General features: G+C 72.5%; 11 protein-coding genes, 2 rRNA genes and 1 pseudogene (1 of these 14 cut by a window edge). 1 reads left to right on the top strand and 13 read right to left on the bottom strand.

The annotated features are described in order from the left end of the window. Nucleotides 1-36: 36 nt before the first annotated feature. From steA to GH723_RS09005, 6 genes and pseudogenes are all read right to left on the bottom strand, one after another. Entirely contained in the window at nt 37-1,203 is a 1,167-nt protein-coding gene (gene steA / locus GH723_RS09025; RefSeq protein ID WP_153759331.1) for a putative cytokinetic ring protein SteA, read from the bottom strand. After that, nucleotides 1,200-2,831 carry a DNA repair protein RecN gene (gene recN / locus GH723_RS09020; protein WP_153759330.1) on the bottom strand — a complete coding sequence of 544 codons (1,632 nt, stop codon included), beginning with the start codon at nt 2,829-2,831 and terminating at the stop codon, nt 1,200-1,202. The genes steA and recN overlap by 4 nt, the downstream gene beginning before the upstream one ends. A 25-nt stretch (nt 2,832-2,856) precedes the next feature. Continuing rightward, nucleotides 2,857-3,714, bottom strand: coding sequence for an NAD(+)/NADH kinase (locus tag GH723_RS09015; protein WP_153759329.1), 858 nt, complete (start codon nt 3,712-3,714; stop codon nt 2,857-2,859). A 2-nt stretch (nt 3,715-3,716) separates the two neighbouring features. Further along, nucleotides 3,717-4,508, bottom strand: a pseudogene (locus tag GH723_RS09010) (TlyA family RNA methyltransferase); the annotation flags it as partial. Nucleotides 4,509-4,536: 28 nt separating this feature from the next. After that, nucleotides 4,537-4,902 carry a hypothetical protein gene (locus tag GH723_RS18790; RefSeq protein WP_229023209.1) on the bottom strand — a complete coding sequence of 122 codons (366 nt, stop codon included), beginning with the start codon at nt 4,900-4,902 and terminating at the stop codon, nt 4,537-4,539. Nucleotides 4,903-4,974: 72 nt separating this feature from the next. Next, on the bottom strand, nt 4,975-5,724 hold the full coding sequence (locus tag GH723_RS09005) for an HAD-IIA family hydrolase (RefSeq protein WP_153759327.1): 750 nt from the start codon (nt 5,722-5,724) through the stop codon (nt 4,975-4,977). A gap of 63 nt (nt 5,725-5,787) precedes the next feature. Here GH723_RS09005 and GH723_RS09000 point away from each other — a divergent pair, with 63 nt between their 5' ends. Next, the gene (locus GH723_RS09000) at nt 5,788-6,984 is read left to right on the top strand and encodes a DUF1015 family protein (RefSeq protein ID WP_195210618.1); all 1,197 of its coding nucleotides are present in this window, start codon (nt 5,788-5,790) and stop codon (nt 6,982-6,984) included. Nucleotides 6,985-7,008: 24 nt separating this feature from the next. On the opposite strand, the gene GH723_RS08995 is transcribed toward GH723_RS09000, so the two are convergent. The 7 genes from GH723_RS08995 to GH723_RS08965 form a co-directional block, all read right to left on the bottom strand. After that, a complete protein-coding gene (locus GH723_RS08995; protein ID WP_229023208.1) occupies nt 7,009-8,025 on the bottom strand; it encodes a 2-oxoacid:ferredoxin oxidoreductase subunit beta in 1,017 nt (338 codons plus the stop codon). After that, a complete protein-coding gene (locus tag GH723_RS08990) occupies nt 8,018-9,991 on the bottom strand; it encodes a 2-oxoacid:acceptor oxidoreductase subunit alpha (RefSeq protein WP_153759325.1) in 1,974 nt (657 codons plus the stop codon). The genes GH723_RS08995 and GH723_RS08990 overlap by 8 nt, the downstream gene beginning before the upstream one ends. A gap of 34 nt (nt 9,992-10,025) precedes the next feature. Next, nucleotides 10,026-10,391 (bottom strand): hypothetical protein, encoded by a 366-nt coding sequence (locus tag GH723_RS08985; RefSeq protein WP_153759324.1) that lies wholly within the window; start codon nt 10,389-10,391, stop codon nt 10,026-10,028. A gap of 88 nt (nt 10,392-10,479) precedes the next feature. Then, the gene (acuI, locus tag GH723_RS08980) at nt 10,480-11,463 is read right to left on the bottom strand and encodes an acrylyl-CoA reductase (NADPH) (protein ID WP_195210617.1); all 984 of its coding nucleotides are present in this window, start codon (nt 11,461-11,463) and stop codon (nt 10,480-10,482) included. Between the two features lie 43 nt (nt 11,464-11,506). Continuing rightward, on the bottom strand, nt 11,507-12,577 hold the full coding sequence (locus GH723_RS08975) for a tetratricopeptide repeat protein (protein WP_153759323.1): 1,071 nt from the start codon (nt 12,575-12,577) through the stop codon (nt 11,507-11,509). A gap of 103 nt (nt 12,578-12,680) precedes the next feature. Then, nucleotides 12,681-12,797, bottom strand: a 5S ribosomal RNA gene (rrf, locus tag GH723_RS08970). An 88-nt stretch (nt 12,798-12,885) separates the two neighbouring features. After that, nucleotides 12,886-13,817 (bottom strand): 23S ribosomal RNA (locus GH723_RS08965); it runs 2,138 nt beyond the window's last position.

The raw sequence follows: 13,817 nt of genomic DNA, 5'->3' as shown, positions 1-13,817 counted from the left end.
ACCAGGCGGGGACGGCCGAACCGCCGTCGTCGCACGCTAGAAGGTGAGCAGGTAGCCGCGGATGATGACGCGCAGCGGCTCGCTGACGAGGAAGATGATCACGATCGTGATGAGGGCGGCGGCCACGAGCAGCCCGAGGTCCCGCTTGCGGACCTGGTGGCGGTAGAGCCGCGACACGCCTTTGGCGTCGACGAGGATCGGACCGACCTTCAGGCGCACGAGGAACGTGGAGGCCATGCCGGCGCGGCCCTTGTCGAGGAAGTCCGCCATCGAGCTGTGGGTGCCGACCGCCACGATGAGCTCGGCGCCGCGCTCCCAGGCGAGCAGCATCGCGATGTCCTCGCTCGTGCCCTCCGAGCCGATCGTCAGGTACTCGAGCCCCAGGTCCTCGAGGCGTGCCGCGCCCGGGGCCCGCCCGTCGCGGTAGGCGTGCACGACCAGCTCGGCGCCGCTGCGGAGCGCGGTCTCCGAGACCGAGTCGAAGTCCCCGATGATGAGGTCGGGGGTGAGGCCCATCTCGAGCAGGGCGTCGGCGCCCCCGTCCACGCCGATCAGGACCGGCTGCATCTCCTGCATGTACCCGCCGCGGCGCAGCATCTCGAGGTCGTCGCGGAAGTCGCTCCCCCGCACGACGATCAGCGCGTGCCGCCCGGCGAGGTCGGTGCGGATGTCGGGGATCTCGAGCTCGTCGAGCAGGAGGTGGCTCTCGCTCTGGATGTAGCCGAGGGTGTTCTCGGCGAAGCGCGCCAGCTCCGCGCCCATCGTCTGTCGGGCGTCCTGGATCGCGGCGGTGAGCGTGGCCGACGTCTGGGGCACCCCACGGGCGACGACCTGGCCGTCGACGCGCACGTCACCTCCCTCGAGGGTGACGCTCTGGCCGTCGGCGACGGCATCCATCACCTCGGGCCCGGCCCGGTCGACGAGGACGACCCCGGCGCTGGTGAGGATCAGCGGGCCCCGGTTCGGGTACCGCCCCGACACCGACGCTGCAGCGTTGACCACCGCGTGCACGCCGGCCTTCAGGAGCGACTCGGCGGCGACGGGGTCGAGGTCCTCGTGGTCGATGACGGCGACGTCGCCCGCCTCGATCCGGTTGACGAGCTCCTTGGTGCGGCGCCCGACCCGCGCCGGTCCCTCGACCTCGACGAGGGCGGCGGGGTGGGAGCGCCGTCGGCGCGTGCGGCCGGTGGCCGGGGGGCTCACCGCCGGCTCCTCTCGGCGCTGGCGAGCAGCTCCGCGGCGTGCTCTCGGGCCGCCTCGCTCCCTGTGTTGCCGGACAACATCCGGGATAGCTCTAGCACCCGCTCGTCGCTCGTGAGCAACCGAGCCTCCGAGACGGTCGTGCCGTCGACCTCGCGCTTGGCGACCGAGACCTGGTGGTCGGCGCACGCCGCGACCTGCGGCAGGTGGGTCACGACGAGCACCTGGTGCCCCGGCGCGAGGTCGGCGAGGGCCCGACCGACCGCCACCGCAGCCTCGCCGCCGATCCCGGCATCGACCTCGTCGAACACCAGCGTCGGCGGGCCGCTCGTCAGCACGAGGCGGATCGCGAGCATGGCCCGGGCGAGCTCGCCCCCGGAGGCCACCTTGGCGAGTGCCTGGGGATCGGAGCCGGGGTTGGCCGCCAACCGCAGCTCGACGTCGTCGCCCGGGTCGTCGTCCCCCACCGCCACGACCACCCGTGCGCGCGCCATCTCCAGGTCCGCCAGGCGCTCCTCGATCGCTCGGGCCAGGTCGGGGGCCGCCGTGCGGCGCAGGGTTCCCACCTCGGCCTCGACGGCGGCCAGCTCGGCCAGGGCGGTCCGGCGCTCGGCGTCGAGCTCCGCCGCCCGCGCGTCGTGGGACTCGAGCTCGGCGAGCCGCTCCGCCGCCTCCCGGTGGTAGGCGATGACGTCCTCGAGCGTCTCGCCGTACTTGCGGCGGAGGTCCCGCAGCAGCTGGCGGCGCTCGCGGATCTGGGCCAGTCGATCGGGGTCGGGATCGATCGCCTCGGCCACGCCCCGGACCTCGGCCGCCACGTCGGTGACCTCGGCGACGACGGCGCGGAGCCGCTGCTCGAGCTCGCGGTAGGGACTGCGGTCGGCGAGCGCCGCGACGGCCACGCCCAACGGGTCACCTGCACCTCCGTCCCCGGTCAGCGCCTCCACCGCCGCGGCGCCGGCCTCGCGGTGGGCGACGGCATCGGCGAGCACGTCCTCCTCTGCGGCCAGCTCGTCGTCTTCGTCCGGTCCGGTGATCGCCGCGGCGTCGAGCTCCTCGACCTGGAAGCGGTGCAGGTCGGTCTCCCGCGCCCGGGCGCGCTCGTCGCCACCGAGGGCGGCGAGGGCGGCGTCGAGCTCCGCGACGCGTGCTCGTGCCGCGTGCAGTGGCCCGAGGTCGACGCCACCGAACCGGTCGAGCGTCGCCCGCTGCACGGCGGCGCCGAGGAGCGACTGGTGGGCGTGCTGCCCGTGGAGGTCCACCAGCCGGCGGCCCCAGCGGGCGAGCTCGGCGACGGTGGCCGGACGGCCGTCGACGTAGGCCCGCGACCGGCCCGATCGGGGCACCACGCGCGACAGGACGATCTCGTCGCCGGGCCGCGGCCCGCCGTCCTCGTCGGCGCTGCCGTCCGCCGGCTCCGGGACGACGAAGCGCCCGTCCACGCGCGCCTCGTCGGCCCCGGGCCGCACGAGCACGGGATCGGCACGACCACCGACGAGCAGCTCGATGGCGTCGACGACGAGCGTCTTGCCCGCCCCGGTCTCGCCGGTGAGCACCGTCATCCCCGGCCCGATGACCAGCTGGAGGTCGGCGATCACGCCGAGGTCACGCACGGACAGCTCGATCAGCACCGCGCCCGCCCCCGCGACCTCGTCGTCATCGGTCGTTCAGGCCGAACTTCGACTTCAGGATCCGGTGGAACTCGCGAGGTCCGAAGGTCACCAGGCGCGCCTGGTGGTGCGAGGCCCGGCAGCGCACGACGTCGCCGTCGCCGAGCATCCCCGTGGGGCGCCCGTCGACGGCCAGGCTCGCCGTGCGGTGGCCGCGCACCGTGATCCCGACCTCGGTGCTCGGCTCCAGCACGAGCGTGCGGTCGAACAGCATGTGGGGCGCGACCGGCGTCAGCAGGAGCGCCCGGTGGGTGGGATCGACGATCGGCCCACGGGCCGAGAAGGCGTACGCCGTCGATCCGGTCGGGGTGGCCACGATCAACCCGTCGGTCGCGTAGGTCGTGAACTCGTCGCCGTCGAGCGCCACGCCGAGGCGCACCGTGTGGCCCGCCGCGGTCTTCTCCACCACGGCCTCGTTCAGCGCGTACTCGGTGAGCGACGGCTGCTCGGCGCCGTCGACGTGCACCGTGACCGCCAGGAGCATGCGGTGCTCGAGGCCGAAGTCGCCGGCGAAGTAGCGCTCGAGCGCGTCGATCACCCGAGGCGGCTCCACCTCGGTGAGGTAGCCCATGTCGCCGACGTTCACCCCGAGCACGTCGACGTCACACGCACATGTCATGCGCACCGTGCGCAGCATCGTGCCGTCGCCTCCGAGGCTCAGCGCGAGGTCGAGCCCGGTGCCGAAGTCGCCCGGTTCGACGCCGGAGCTCGCCCCGACGAGCGCGGCGTCCTCGGTGGTGAGACGGACCTCGTGGCCCTGGTCGGTGAGCCAGGCCGAGACCTCGTGGGCCAGGGTGCGGGCGAGAGGGCGTTCCTGGTGCAGGACGAGGCCGACGACGGGCACGCTCAGCTCCGCCGGGCCCGGGCCTCGGCCACGGCGGCGTCGAGGACGTCGTCGCTGCCGGTGCGCGCCGCACCCTCGGAGGGGGCGACCGCGTGGACCAGGAACTCGACGTTGCCGTCGGCGCCGACGAGGGGCGAGCACATGGCCCCCATGATGGCTGCTCCTCGGGCCGAGAGCGCGTCACGGACCTCGCCGAGCACCCGCCGCCACACCTCGGGATCGGAGATGATGCCCCGTCCTCGCGACGCCTCCTCCCGCCCGGCTTCGAACTGCGGCTTCACGAGCAGGACGAGATCGCCCCCGGGTGCCAGCAGCGCCAGCAGGTCGTCGGCGACCGTGCGCAGCGAGATGAACGACAGGTCGCCGACGACGAGGGGCGCCGGTCCGCCCACCACGTCGGGGTCGATCCCACGGATCGTGGTGCGCTCGAGGTTGCGGACCCGCTCGTCGGCCCGGAGCTTCTCGTGCAGCTGCCCGTAGCCGACGTCGATGGCGACGACCTCGGCGGCGCCGGCCTGCAGCAGGCAGTCGGTGAAGCCGCCGGTGGACGCCCCGCAGTCGACGGCGCGCTGCCCGGCGACGTGGACGTCGAACCGGTCGAGCGCACCGGCGAGCTTCTCGCCGCCCCGCCCGACGTAGCGCGGGGGTGGCCCGACCACCTCCAGCGGCTCGTCGGGGGCGACCAGGCGCGCCGGCTTGTCGGCCGGCGCGCCGCCGACGCGCACGCGGCCCGAGCGGATGGCCTCTCGTGCCCGCTCCCGTGAGGGGGCGAGGCCCCGCCGCACCAGCTCGGCGTCGAGCCGCCGTCGCGCCGCCGTGGGGTCAGTCCTTCGTCGTGCGGGAGCTGGTGGTGGTCTTCTTCGCCCGGGTGCTCTTGGCGGTCGAGCTGCGCGTGGCCCGCGCGGCGCGGGCCTCGACCTCCGCCAGCCGGGCCTCGAGGGCGGCGACCTCGGCACGGGAGGCCGGCGTGTGGGGGCGGACGCGGGCATCGAGGGTGGCCCGGGCGCGCTCGACGTCGACGAGCAGGCGCTCGCGGCCGGCGTCGACCCGCTCACGCAGCTCGGTGACGACGGCGCCGGCGGACCGCTCGACGCGGGACGCGGCGGTCTGGGCGGTGTCGACGGTGAGGTCGACGAGGTGCTGGGCCCGCTCGGGGGCGCTGGTGATGAGGGTGGGGAGGTTGGTCATGCCATCAGGGTAACGCCAGCAAGCATATGCTTGCAACAGTTAGCACTCGGTCGCGGGCGGCTCGCAACCGGATCATCGTCGCACCATCTGGTCGACGACCGCGGCCAGGTCGTCGGCGACGACGTCGGGGGCCGGATCGACGGGCAGGTCGCCCGCGCCGGTGACGCCCGTCAGCACGAGCGCGAACTCGAAGCCGAGCGCCCGGGCGATGCGACCGTCGGTGTCGGGGCGGTCACCGACGACGACCCCGTCGGCACCGAGGCGCTCCCTCACCAGATCGACCATCGGCGGATGCGGCTTGCCGGCGACGACCGGCGCGGCGCCGGTGGCCGTGACGAGGGCGGCGAGGATCGCGCCGCCGCCCGGCAGCTGGCCCGACGGGGTCGGGTAGGTCGCGTCGTCGTTCGTGGCGACGAGGCGCGCCCCGGCCCGCACGGCCAGCGTGGCGCGCGACAGCAGGTCGTAGCTGAGGTCCCTCGTCAACCCGACGACGACCACGTCGACCCCCTCGGGCTCGACGACCATCTCGACGCCCCGCTCACCCAGCGCCTCCACCACGCCCGGCCCGGCGCAGACGAGGGCCCGCTCCCCCGGCTCGACCAGCCGGGCGCCCGCCATCGCCGAGGTGAGGACCCGTCCCCGGGCCGCGACGCCCTGGGCCACCAGGCGCTCCTCGACCGCCACGACCGGCGACGACGAGTTGTTCGTGACGAACACGACGTCCTCGCCGGCGGCGAGCAGCGCGTCGACCGCCTCGGCCGACCCCGCGATCGGCTCGTGGGCCAACCACATCACGCCGTCGAGGTCGATCACCCAGCCCATCGGCCCATGCTGGCAGACGCCACGGGCGGCGTGGCGCCCCGGTCGTTCTGCCAGGATGAGGTGATGCCTGAGTTCTCGCCGTTCGCCGGGATCCGCTTCGACACCCGCCGGGAGTCGCTGGCCGAGGTCACCGCCCCGCCCTACGACGTGATCGACGAGGCCCTCCGCTCCCGGCTCGCCGCCCGCCACCCGCACAACGCGGTCCACGTCGACCTCCCCGTCGACGACGGCGCCCGCTCCCGCTACGAGGTCGCGTGCGATCTCGTGCACCGGTGGCTCGAGGACGGCGTGCTGGTGCGCGACGACGCCCCCGTGTTCTACGGCTACCGCATGTCGTTCACCGATCCCGCCGGCCGGCATCGGCACACCACCGGCGTCATCGGCGAGCTGACGCTCTCGCGCCCCGGCGAGGGCGGGATCCTCCCCCACGAGCACACCACGCCGAAGGCAAAGAGCGACCGCCTCGAGATGCTCCGGTCGTGCCGCATGAACCTGTCGAGCATCTGGGGGCTGACGCCGGCGGCGGGCGTGACATCGCTGGTCGGCGAGCCAGGCCCCGAGGACCCGACGTGGGTCGACGACGACGGGGTCGAGCACGCCCTCTGGGTCATCGACGACCCCGAGCGGATCCGCGGCATCCGTGATGCCGTGGGCGCCCACCCCGTCGTCATCGCCGACGGGCACCACCGCTACGAGACATCGGTCGCCTACCGGGACGAGCGGCGCGCCGAGGGCGGCGGCGACGCCGGGCCAGCCGAGGCGGCGATGGTCTACGTGGTGGAGCTGGTCGCCGACGAGCTCACCGTGCTGCCGATCCACCGGCTGGTCGACGGGCTGCCGGACGGGACCGACGTCGCGGCGGCGCTCGACCCGTGGTTCGAGGTCGGCGACGAGGTGGCGCTCGACGCCGGCACGCTCGACCACATGATCGAGCGCGGGGTGCTCGTGCTGGTCGAGCCGGACCGGGCCCGGGAGCTGCGGCCCCGGCCGGGCGCGTTCGACGGCGTGCGGGACCTCGACACCAGCCGGCTCGACGCCGCGCTCACCGCCCTCCCGCCCCACGAGCTGCGGTACCAGCACGGGGTCGACGAGGTGGCCGACGCGGTGCGCGCCGGCCGGGCCCAGATCGGCGTGCTGGTGCGCCCTGTGTCGGTGGAGGCGATCGCCGCCACCGCCGACGGCGGCGAGCGCATGCCGCCCAAGTCGACCTTCTTCCACCCCAAGCCCCGCACCGGCCAGGTGTTCCGCAGCCTGGACTGAGGCGGGGGCGTCAGGCCGGCGGGATCAGCCGATCTCCCACGTGGCGCCCGAGCGCAGCAGGCCCGCGAGGTCGGCCGGCCCCTGCTCGGCCAGGGCCCGGGCGAGCTGCTGGTCGGTGGACTCGGTGTACTCGGCGCGCTCCACGGCCCGGAACACACCGACAGGGGTCGGCTCGTGCGGGCCCGCCGCCAGCTGGGCGAGGTTGAACGCCATCGACGCCGACGGGGCGCGCTCGTCGTGCACGACGATGCGGTCCTCGCCGACCTCGGCGACGTCGGCGACCTGGGCGCGGCCGTCGTCGCCGATGATGACCCCCTTCTCGCCGTCGGCTCCGAACCGCAGGGGTTCGCCGTGGCGGAGCGGGATGAGCATCGAGTCGCGGTTCGACTTCGAGGTGATGGTGTCGAACGCGCCGTTGTTGAACACGTTGCAGTTCTGGTAGATCTCGACCAGCGCGGCACCCTTGTGGTCGTGGGCCCGGCGGAACGTCGCCTGCATGTGCTGGCGGTCCATGTCGTGGGTGCGGGCGACGAAGCTGGCGTTGGCGCCGAGCGCCAGCGCGATCGGGTTGAACGGGGCGTCGAGGGACCCGAACGGCGTGGACTTGGTGACCTTCCCGACCTCGCTCGTCGGCGAGTACTGGCCCTTGGTGAGGCCGTAGATCTGGTTGTTGAACAGGAGGATCGTCAGGTTCACGTTGCGGCGGAGCGCGTGGATCAGGTGGTTGCCACCGATCGACAGCAGGTCGCCGTCGCCCCCGATCACCCAGACGTCGAGGTCGGGGCGGGCCATGGCCAGGCCGGTGGCGATCGCCGGGGCGCGCCCGTGGATCGAGTGCATCCCGTAGGTGTTCATGTAGTACGGGAACCGCGCGGCGCAGCCGATCCCGGAGATGAACACGGTGTTCTCCCGACTCACGCCGAGGTCGGGCATCAGCATCTGCACCGCGGTGAGGATCGAGTAGTCGCCGCACCCGGGGCACCAGCGGACCTCCTGGTCGCTGGCCCAGTCCTTCTTGGTGGTGGGTTGCACGTCAGTCACGGATGGCTCCCAGGATCGCGGAGTGCAGCTCGGCGGCGGTGAAGGGCGTGCCTTCGACCTTGTTGACCGATCGGGCGTCGACGAGGAACTCGGCCCGGACGAGCCGGGAGAGCTGCCCGAGGTTCATCTCGGGGACGAGCACCCGGGGGTAGCGGGCCAGCACCTCGCCGAGGTTCGAGGGGAACGGGTTGAGGTGGCGGAGGTGGAGCTGGGCGACCTTGTGGCCCTCGGCGCGGGCCCGCTCGACGGCGGTGGTGATCGCACCCCAGGTGGAGCCCCAGCCGAGCACGAGCAGCTCGGCGTCGTCGACGTCGCCCACGGCCTCGACCGGTGGGATCGACGCCGCGATGCCCGCCACCTTCGCGGCACGCAGGGCGACCATGCGTCCGTGGTTCGCGGGGTCGTAGGAGATGTTGCCGGTGCCGTCGGCCTTCTCGATGCCCCCGATGCGGTGCATCAGACCGGGCGTGCCGGGCACGGCCCACGACCGGGCGAGGGTCTCCGGGTCGCGGAGGTACGGCCAGTACTCGGGCTGGCCGTCGTCGTCGACGTGGTTCGGTTCGGTGGTGAAGTCGACCTCGATGGGGTCGAGCGTGGTCACGTCGGGCAGCCGCCACGGCTCGGTGCCGTTGGCGAGGTAGCCGTCGGACAGCAGCATCACCGGGGTGCGGTACGTGAGGGCGATGCGCACGGCCTCGATGGCCACCGCGAAGCAGTCCGACGGCGTGGCCGGCGCGAGGATCGGCATCGGGGCCTCGCCGTGGCGCCCGTACATGGCGAGGAGCAGGTCGGCGGCCTCGGTCTTGGTCGGCAGGCCGGTGGAGGGGCCGCCGCGCTGGATGTCGACGACCACGAGCGGCAGCTCGAGGCTGATGGCGAGGCCCATCGCCTCGGACTTGAGCGCGATGCCCGGTCCGCTGGTGGTGGTGACGCCGATGTGGCCGCCGAAGGCAGCACCGATGGCGGAGCCGACGCCGGCGATCTCGTCTTCGGCCTGGAGCGTCCTGACCCCGAAGTTCTTGTGCTTCGAGAGCTCGTGCAGGATGTCCGATGCCGGCGTGATCGGGTACGAGCCGAGGAACAGCGGGAGCCGGGCCAGCTGCCCGGCGGCGATGAGCCCCCAGGCCAGAGCGGTGTTGCCGTTGATGTTGGTGTAGGTGCCGGGCTCCTGCGGCGCGGGCCGGACCTCGTAGCGGTGGTCGAACAGCTCGGCGGTCTCGCCGAAGGCGTGCCCGGCCTTGAAGGCGAGCACGTTGGCCTCGTGGACCATGGCGTTGCGGCCGAACTTCTCGGCGATCCACTCGAGGGTCGGCTCGATCGGCCGGGTGTACATCCAGCTGACCAGGCCGAGGGCGAAGAAGTTCTTCGAGCGGTCCGCGTCGCGTGGCTTCACCCCGGCGGGCGCAACGGCGTCCTTGGTGAGGCTGGTCATCGGGACCTCGTAGACCGTGTAGCCCTTCAGGCTGCCGTCGGTGAGCGGGTTGTCGGCGTACCCGGCCTTGGCGAGGTTGCGCTCGTCGAACGTGTCGACGTTGACGATGATCGTCCCGCCCTCGTCGAGGCGGTGCAGCTCGGCCCGCAGCGCCGCGGGGTTCATCGCCACGAGCACGTTCGGGGCATCGCCCGGCGTGGTGATGTCGTGGTCGGAGATGTGGACCTGGAAGGCCGACACGCCGGCGAGGGTGCCGGCCGGTGCCCGGATCTCGGCCGGGAACTCCGGGAGGGTGGCCAGGTCGTTGCCGAACAGCGCGCTGGCGCTCGTGAAGCGATCCCCCGTGAGCTGCATGCCGTCGCCGGAGTCACCCGCGAAGCGGATCACGAGGCGGTCGATCGTCGTGGGCTGGTGCCGCGCCGCGGTGTCGGTCACGCGCTCCCCCTTGTCGTGTCGTCGAGCAGACGTGGTGTCAACTGTCCCCTCGGCCACCCTACCCACAGGTCGAGCGGCGTGGCGGTCTCCCGAGGGCATCGACGACCTCGGGCGCCGACCTGAGCGGTCGCCGTCACCCGGCCTCGACCAGGCGCTGGGCGATGCCCTCCACGACGCGGCGCGCCGCCGCCCGTCGCCCCGTCGGGACCACCCGCTCGGCGACCACCTCGGTGCGACTGGCGGTGCTGCTGCCGGCCCGGAAGAAGCGACGCCGCACCCGCCCGACGACGAGGACCTCGGACCCGGCGGCGACGCCGCTCGGCAGCGTGGCGGTGACGACGGGGACGGTGTCGGCGGGCTGGTCGAGCACGCGGACCGTGATCTCGAGGGCGTGCAGCACGTCACCCGAGGGCAGGGTGCGTGCCACTGGGTCGCTCGACAGCGTGCCGCAGAGGACGGCGACGTTCAGAGGCTGCGGGACAGCAGGGGTGGTGGGCATCCGGGATCTCCTTGCGAGGGCGTGCGCGCGGCGCACCGGAGGGCAGGAGGGGGAAGCCGAGATCCAGGCTACGCAGGGGGTGTGACGCTCACCGTCGGACGTCGACGACGACGCGTCCGCGCACCTTGCCCTCGAGGATGCGGGCCGTGACGTCGGGCAGCTCCCCGAGCCCCACCTCGGTCACCATCGTCTCGAGCAGGTCGCGATCGATGTCGGTGGCGAGGCGGTCCCACGCCGCGACGCGCCGGTCGTGGGGGGTGACGACGGATTCGACACCGACGAGGGTCACCCCGCGGAGGATGAAGGGGGCCACCGACGCCGGCAGGTCCATGCCCTGGGCGAGGCCGCACGCGGCGACGACGCCCCCGTAGGCGGTGGCCGACAGGACGTTCGCGAGGGTGTGGCTGCCGACGGCGTCGACGCCGCCGGCCCAGCGCTCCGACGCCAGCGGTCGGCCCGGTCCCGCCAGCTCGGCCCGGTCGACCACCTCGACGGCCCCGATGCGACGCAGGTAGGGCTCCTCCTCGGTGCGACCCGTGACCGCCGCGACCCGGAACCCGCGACGGGCCAGCAGGCTGATGGCCACCGACCCGACGCCCCCGGACGAGCCGGTGACGACGACCGTGCCGTCGTCGGGCGTCAGGCCGTGACGCTCGAGGGCGAGCACGCACAGCATCGAGGTGAGCCCGGCGGTCCCGATCGCCATGGCCGTGCGGGTGTCGATGGCGTCAGGCAGGCGCACCACCCAGTCGGCGGGCACCCGGGCACGCTCGGCGTGGCCGCCCCAGTGCCGCTCCCCCATCCGACAGCCGTTGACGGTGACCCTGTCGCCGGGGCCGTACCGCGGGTCGTCGCTGCTGTGCACCGTGCCCGCGAGGTCGACGCCGGGCACGATCGGGTAGCGATCGACCACCCCGGGACGACCGGCGTAGGCCAGCCCGTCCTTGTAGTTGACGGTCGACCACTCCACGTCGATCGTGACCTCGCCGGCCGGCAGGTCGACGTCGTCCAGCTCGCGGATGGTGGCCTCGACGTGGTCGTCGGTGCGGTCGAGCATGACGGCTCGGAACACTGGGGTCCTCCTGGTCCGGTTGGGCGTGGGACGGCTCGACGCGTCAGCCGAGGGCGTCGCGCCGGGCCTCGACGTCGCCGAAGTCGGGATCGGCCGCCGCGATGCGCGCGAACAGCGAGCGAGCACGGGGGACGTCGCCTGCTCGCTCGTAGAGGTCGGCGAGGGCGTAGCCGCGCCGCAGGTGGTGGACGAGGGGCCGCTTCGGCCACCGGAAGCCCTTGTCGAGCAGCTCGATGGCCTCCGGCAGCCGATCCCGGTCGGCCAGGGCGCCGGCGGTGACGATCCGGCCCTCGGTGACCAGCTCCGCCGAGGGGGAGGCGGCGCGCAGCTCCTCCCAGAGGTCGTCGACGTCGGCCCACCGGCGCAGGGCGCGGTAGCAGTCGGCCAGCACGGGGTGCTGGTCGGTCGAGCCGCTGAGCTCCCGGAACACCTCGAGCTCCTCGGCGGCCGCCTTCCAGCGGCCGAGGCGGTAGAGGGTGAGGCCGTTCAGCTCCCGCAGAGCGACCGAGCTCGGGGCCTGGTCGACGAGCGGCGCGAGGATCTTGCGGGCCTCGGCGAACCGCTCGCCGTCGAAGGCCTTCGCCGCCTCCTTCAGGCGGGCCTCGACCCGCCCGGCGCGGTCCCGTCCGACGGCCCGGCTGGCCTCGGCCACGGTGACGTCGATCTCGGCGTCCTCGAGGGGCCGGCGCTCGCGCCGGGAACGATCCGGCTGGCTGCCACGAACGCCGCGACCGACGGCCTTGGTGGCCTCGCGACGCACCGGGCCCTCGTCGATCCACTCCTCGGCCTCGTGGGCCTCGGGAGCGCGCCCGGACGGGGCCGCCGTCCCCGCACCACGTCGATCCTCCCCGAGTCGGCCGGCGCCCTTGCGGGCCAGGCTGCCCCAGGTGCGCGGGCCCGCCGGCTCCGACCGTGGCGCCTCGTCACGCCCGCCAGGTCCGCGACCGCCTCGCGACGACGGCGCTCCGCCGCGCCGGTCGCCGCCCGGCGCTCCGCCGCGTCGGGGGCCCTTCGGACCGCTGCGGCCGGCGCCGCCCCCCTTGGGGCCGCCACGACCGGGCGTCGATCGACGCCCGCGGGGCCCGGTGCTCGGGGACTCACTCCGTTCAGCCATGGGGGCGAGGCTATCGGACCGGCGTGTCGGTCCCGTCAGGCGCGAAAGCCGGTGCCGGGGCGCGCGAAGAAGGGCCCCCGAAGGGGCCCTTCTCACGTGCGAAATCCGGCGGCGACCTACTCTCCCAGGGGATCTCTCCCCAAGTACCATCGGCGCTGGTGGGCTTAACTTCCGTGTTCGGAATGGGAACGGGTGTGACCCCACCGCTATGGCCACCGAAACCTTGTCAAGAGCGGCGCCAGAGGCAGCCTGCTCTCGAGAACTCCATAGCGAGCACGAACATCAGTGCACTCTCACAGATGTGAGAGAGATCCAAGCCCTCGGCCGATTAGTACCGGTCAGCTGAACACGTTGCCGTGCGTACACTTCCGGCCTATCAACGTGGTGGTCTGCCACGGGCCTTACCCGGTTGACCCGGTGAGGAACCTCATCTTGAAACGAGCTTCGCGCTTAGATGCTTTCAGCGCTTATCCCTTCCGCAGGTCGCCAACCAGCCGTGCCCTTGGCAGGACAACTGGCACACGAGAGCTGCGTCCGTCCCGGTCCTCTCGTACTAGGGACAGCCTTTCTCAAGTTCCTTCCGGCTGCAGAGGATAGGGACCGAACTGTCTCACGACGTTCTAAACCCAGCTCGCGTACCGCTTTAATGGGCGAACAGCCCAACCCTTGGGACCTGCTTCAGCCCCAGGATGCGATGAGCCGACATCGAGGTGCCAAACCTTCCCGTCGATATGGACTCTTGGGGAAGATGAGCCTGTTATCCCCGGGGTACCTTTTATCCGTTGAGTGACGGCGCTTCCACACGCAACCGTCAGATCACTATGTCCTGCTTTCGCACCTGCTTGACGTGTCAGTCTCGCAGTCAAGCTCCCTTGTGCCATTGCACTCGACGCCTGATTGCCAACCAGGCTGAGGGAACCTTTGAGCGCCTCCGTTACCTTTTAGGAGGCGACCGCCCCAGTCAAACTACCCACCTGACGCTGTCCCCGACCCGGATCACGGGTCTGGGTTAGAGCTCCGTCATACGCAGGGTGGTATTTCAAGGATGGCTCCACGCTGACTAGCGCCAACGCTTCCTCGCCTCCCACCTATCCTACACAACGCATAACAAAACCCAACATCAAGCTATAGTAAAGGTCCACGGGGTCTTTCCGTCCTTCTGCAGCTAACGAGCATCTTTACTCGTACTTCAATTTCGCTGGGTCTGTGGTTGAGACAGTAGGAAAGTCGTTACGCCATT

It is taken from the genome of Actinomarinicola tropica (assembly GCF_009650215.1).
Taxonomy (GTDB): Bacteria; Actinomycetota; Acidimicrobiia; order Acidimicrobiales; family SKKL01; genus Actinomarinicola; species Actinomarinicola tropica.
The sequence above is the reverse complement of the archived record's forward strand: the minus strand, read 5'-3'. Positions and strand labels throughout refer to the sequence as shown.

Bases quoted from the DNA above. Each gene is read 5' to 3' on its own strand.
- GH723_RS18790 (WP_229023209.1), bottom strand. From the start codon at position 4,902: ATGACCAACCTCCCCACCCTCATCACCAGCGCCCCCGAGCGGGCCCAG.
- GH723_RS09005 (WP_153759327.1), bottom strand. From the start codon at position 5,724: ATGGGCTGGGTGATCGACCTCGACGGCGTGATGTGGTTGGCCCACGAG.
- GH723_RS09000 (WP_195210618.1), top strand. From the start codon at position 5,788: ATGCCTGAGTTCTCGCCGTTCGCCGGGATCCGCTTCGACACCCGCCGG.
- GH723_RS08990 (WP_153759325.1), bottom strand. From the start codon at position 9,991: ATGCCCTCGGGAGACCGCCACGCCGCTCGACCTGTGGGTAGGGTGGCC.
- GH723_RS08985 (WP_153759324.1), bottom strand. From the start codon at position 10,391: ATGCCCACCACCCCTGCTGTCCCGCAGCCTCTGAACGTCGCCGTCCTC.
- GH723_RS08975 (WP_153759323.1), bottom strand. From the start codon at position 12,577: ATGGCTGAACGGAGTGAGTCCCCGAGCACCGGGCCCCGCGGGCGTCGA.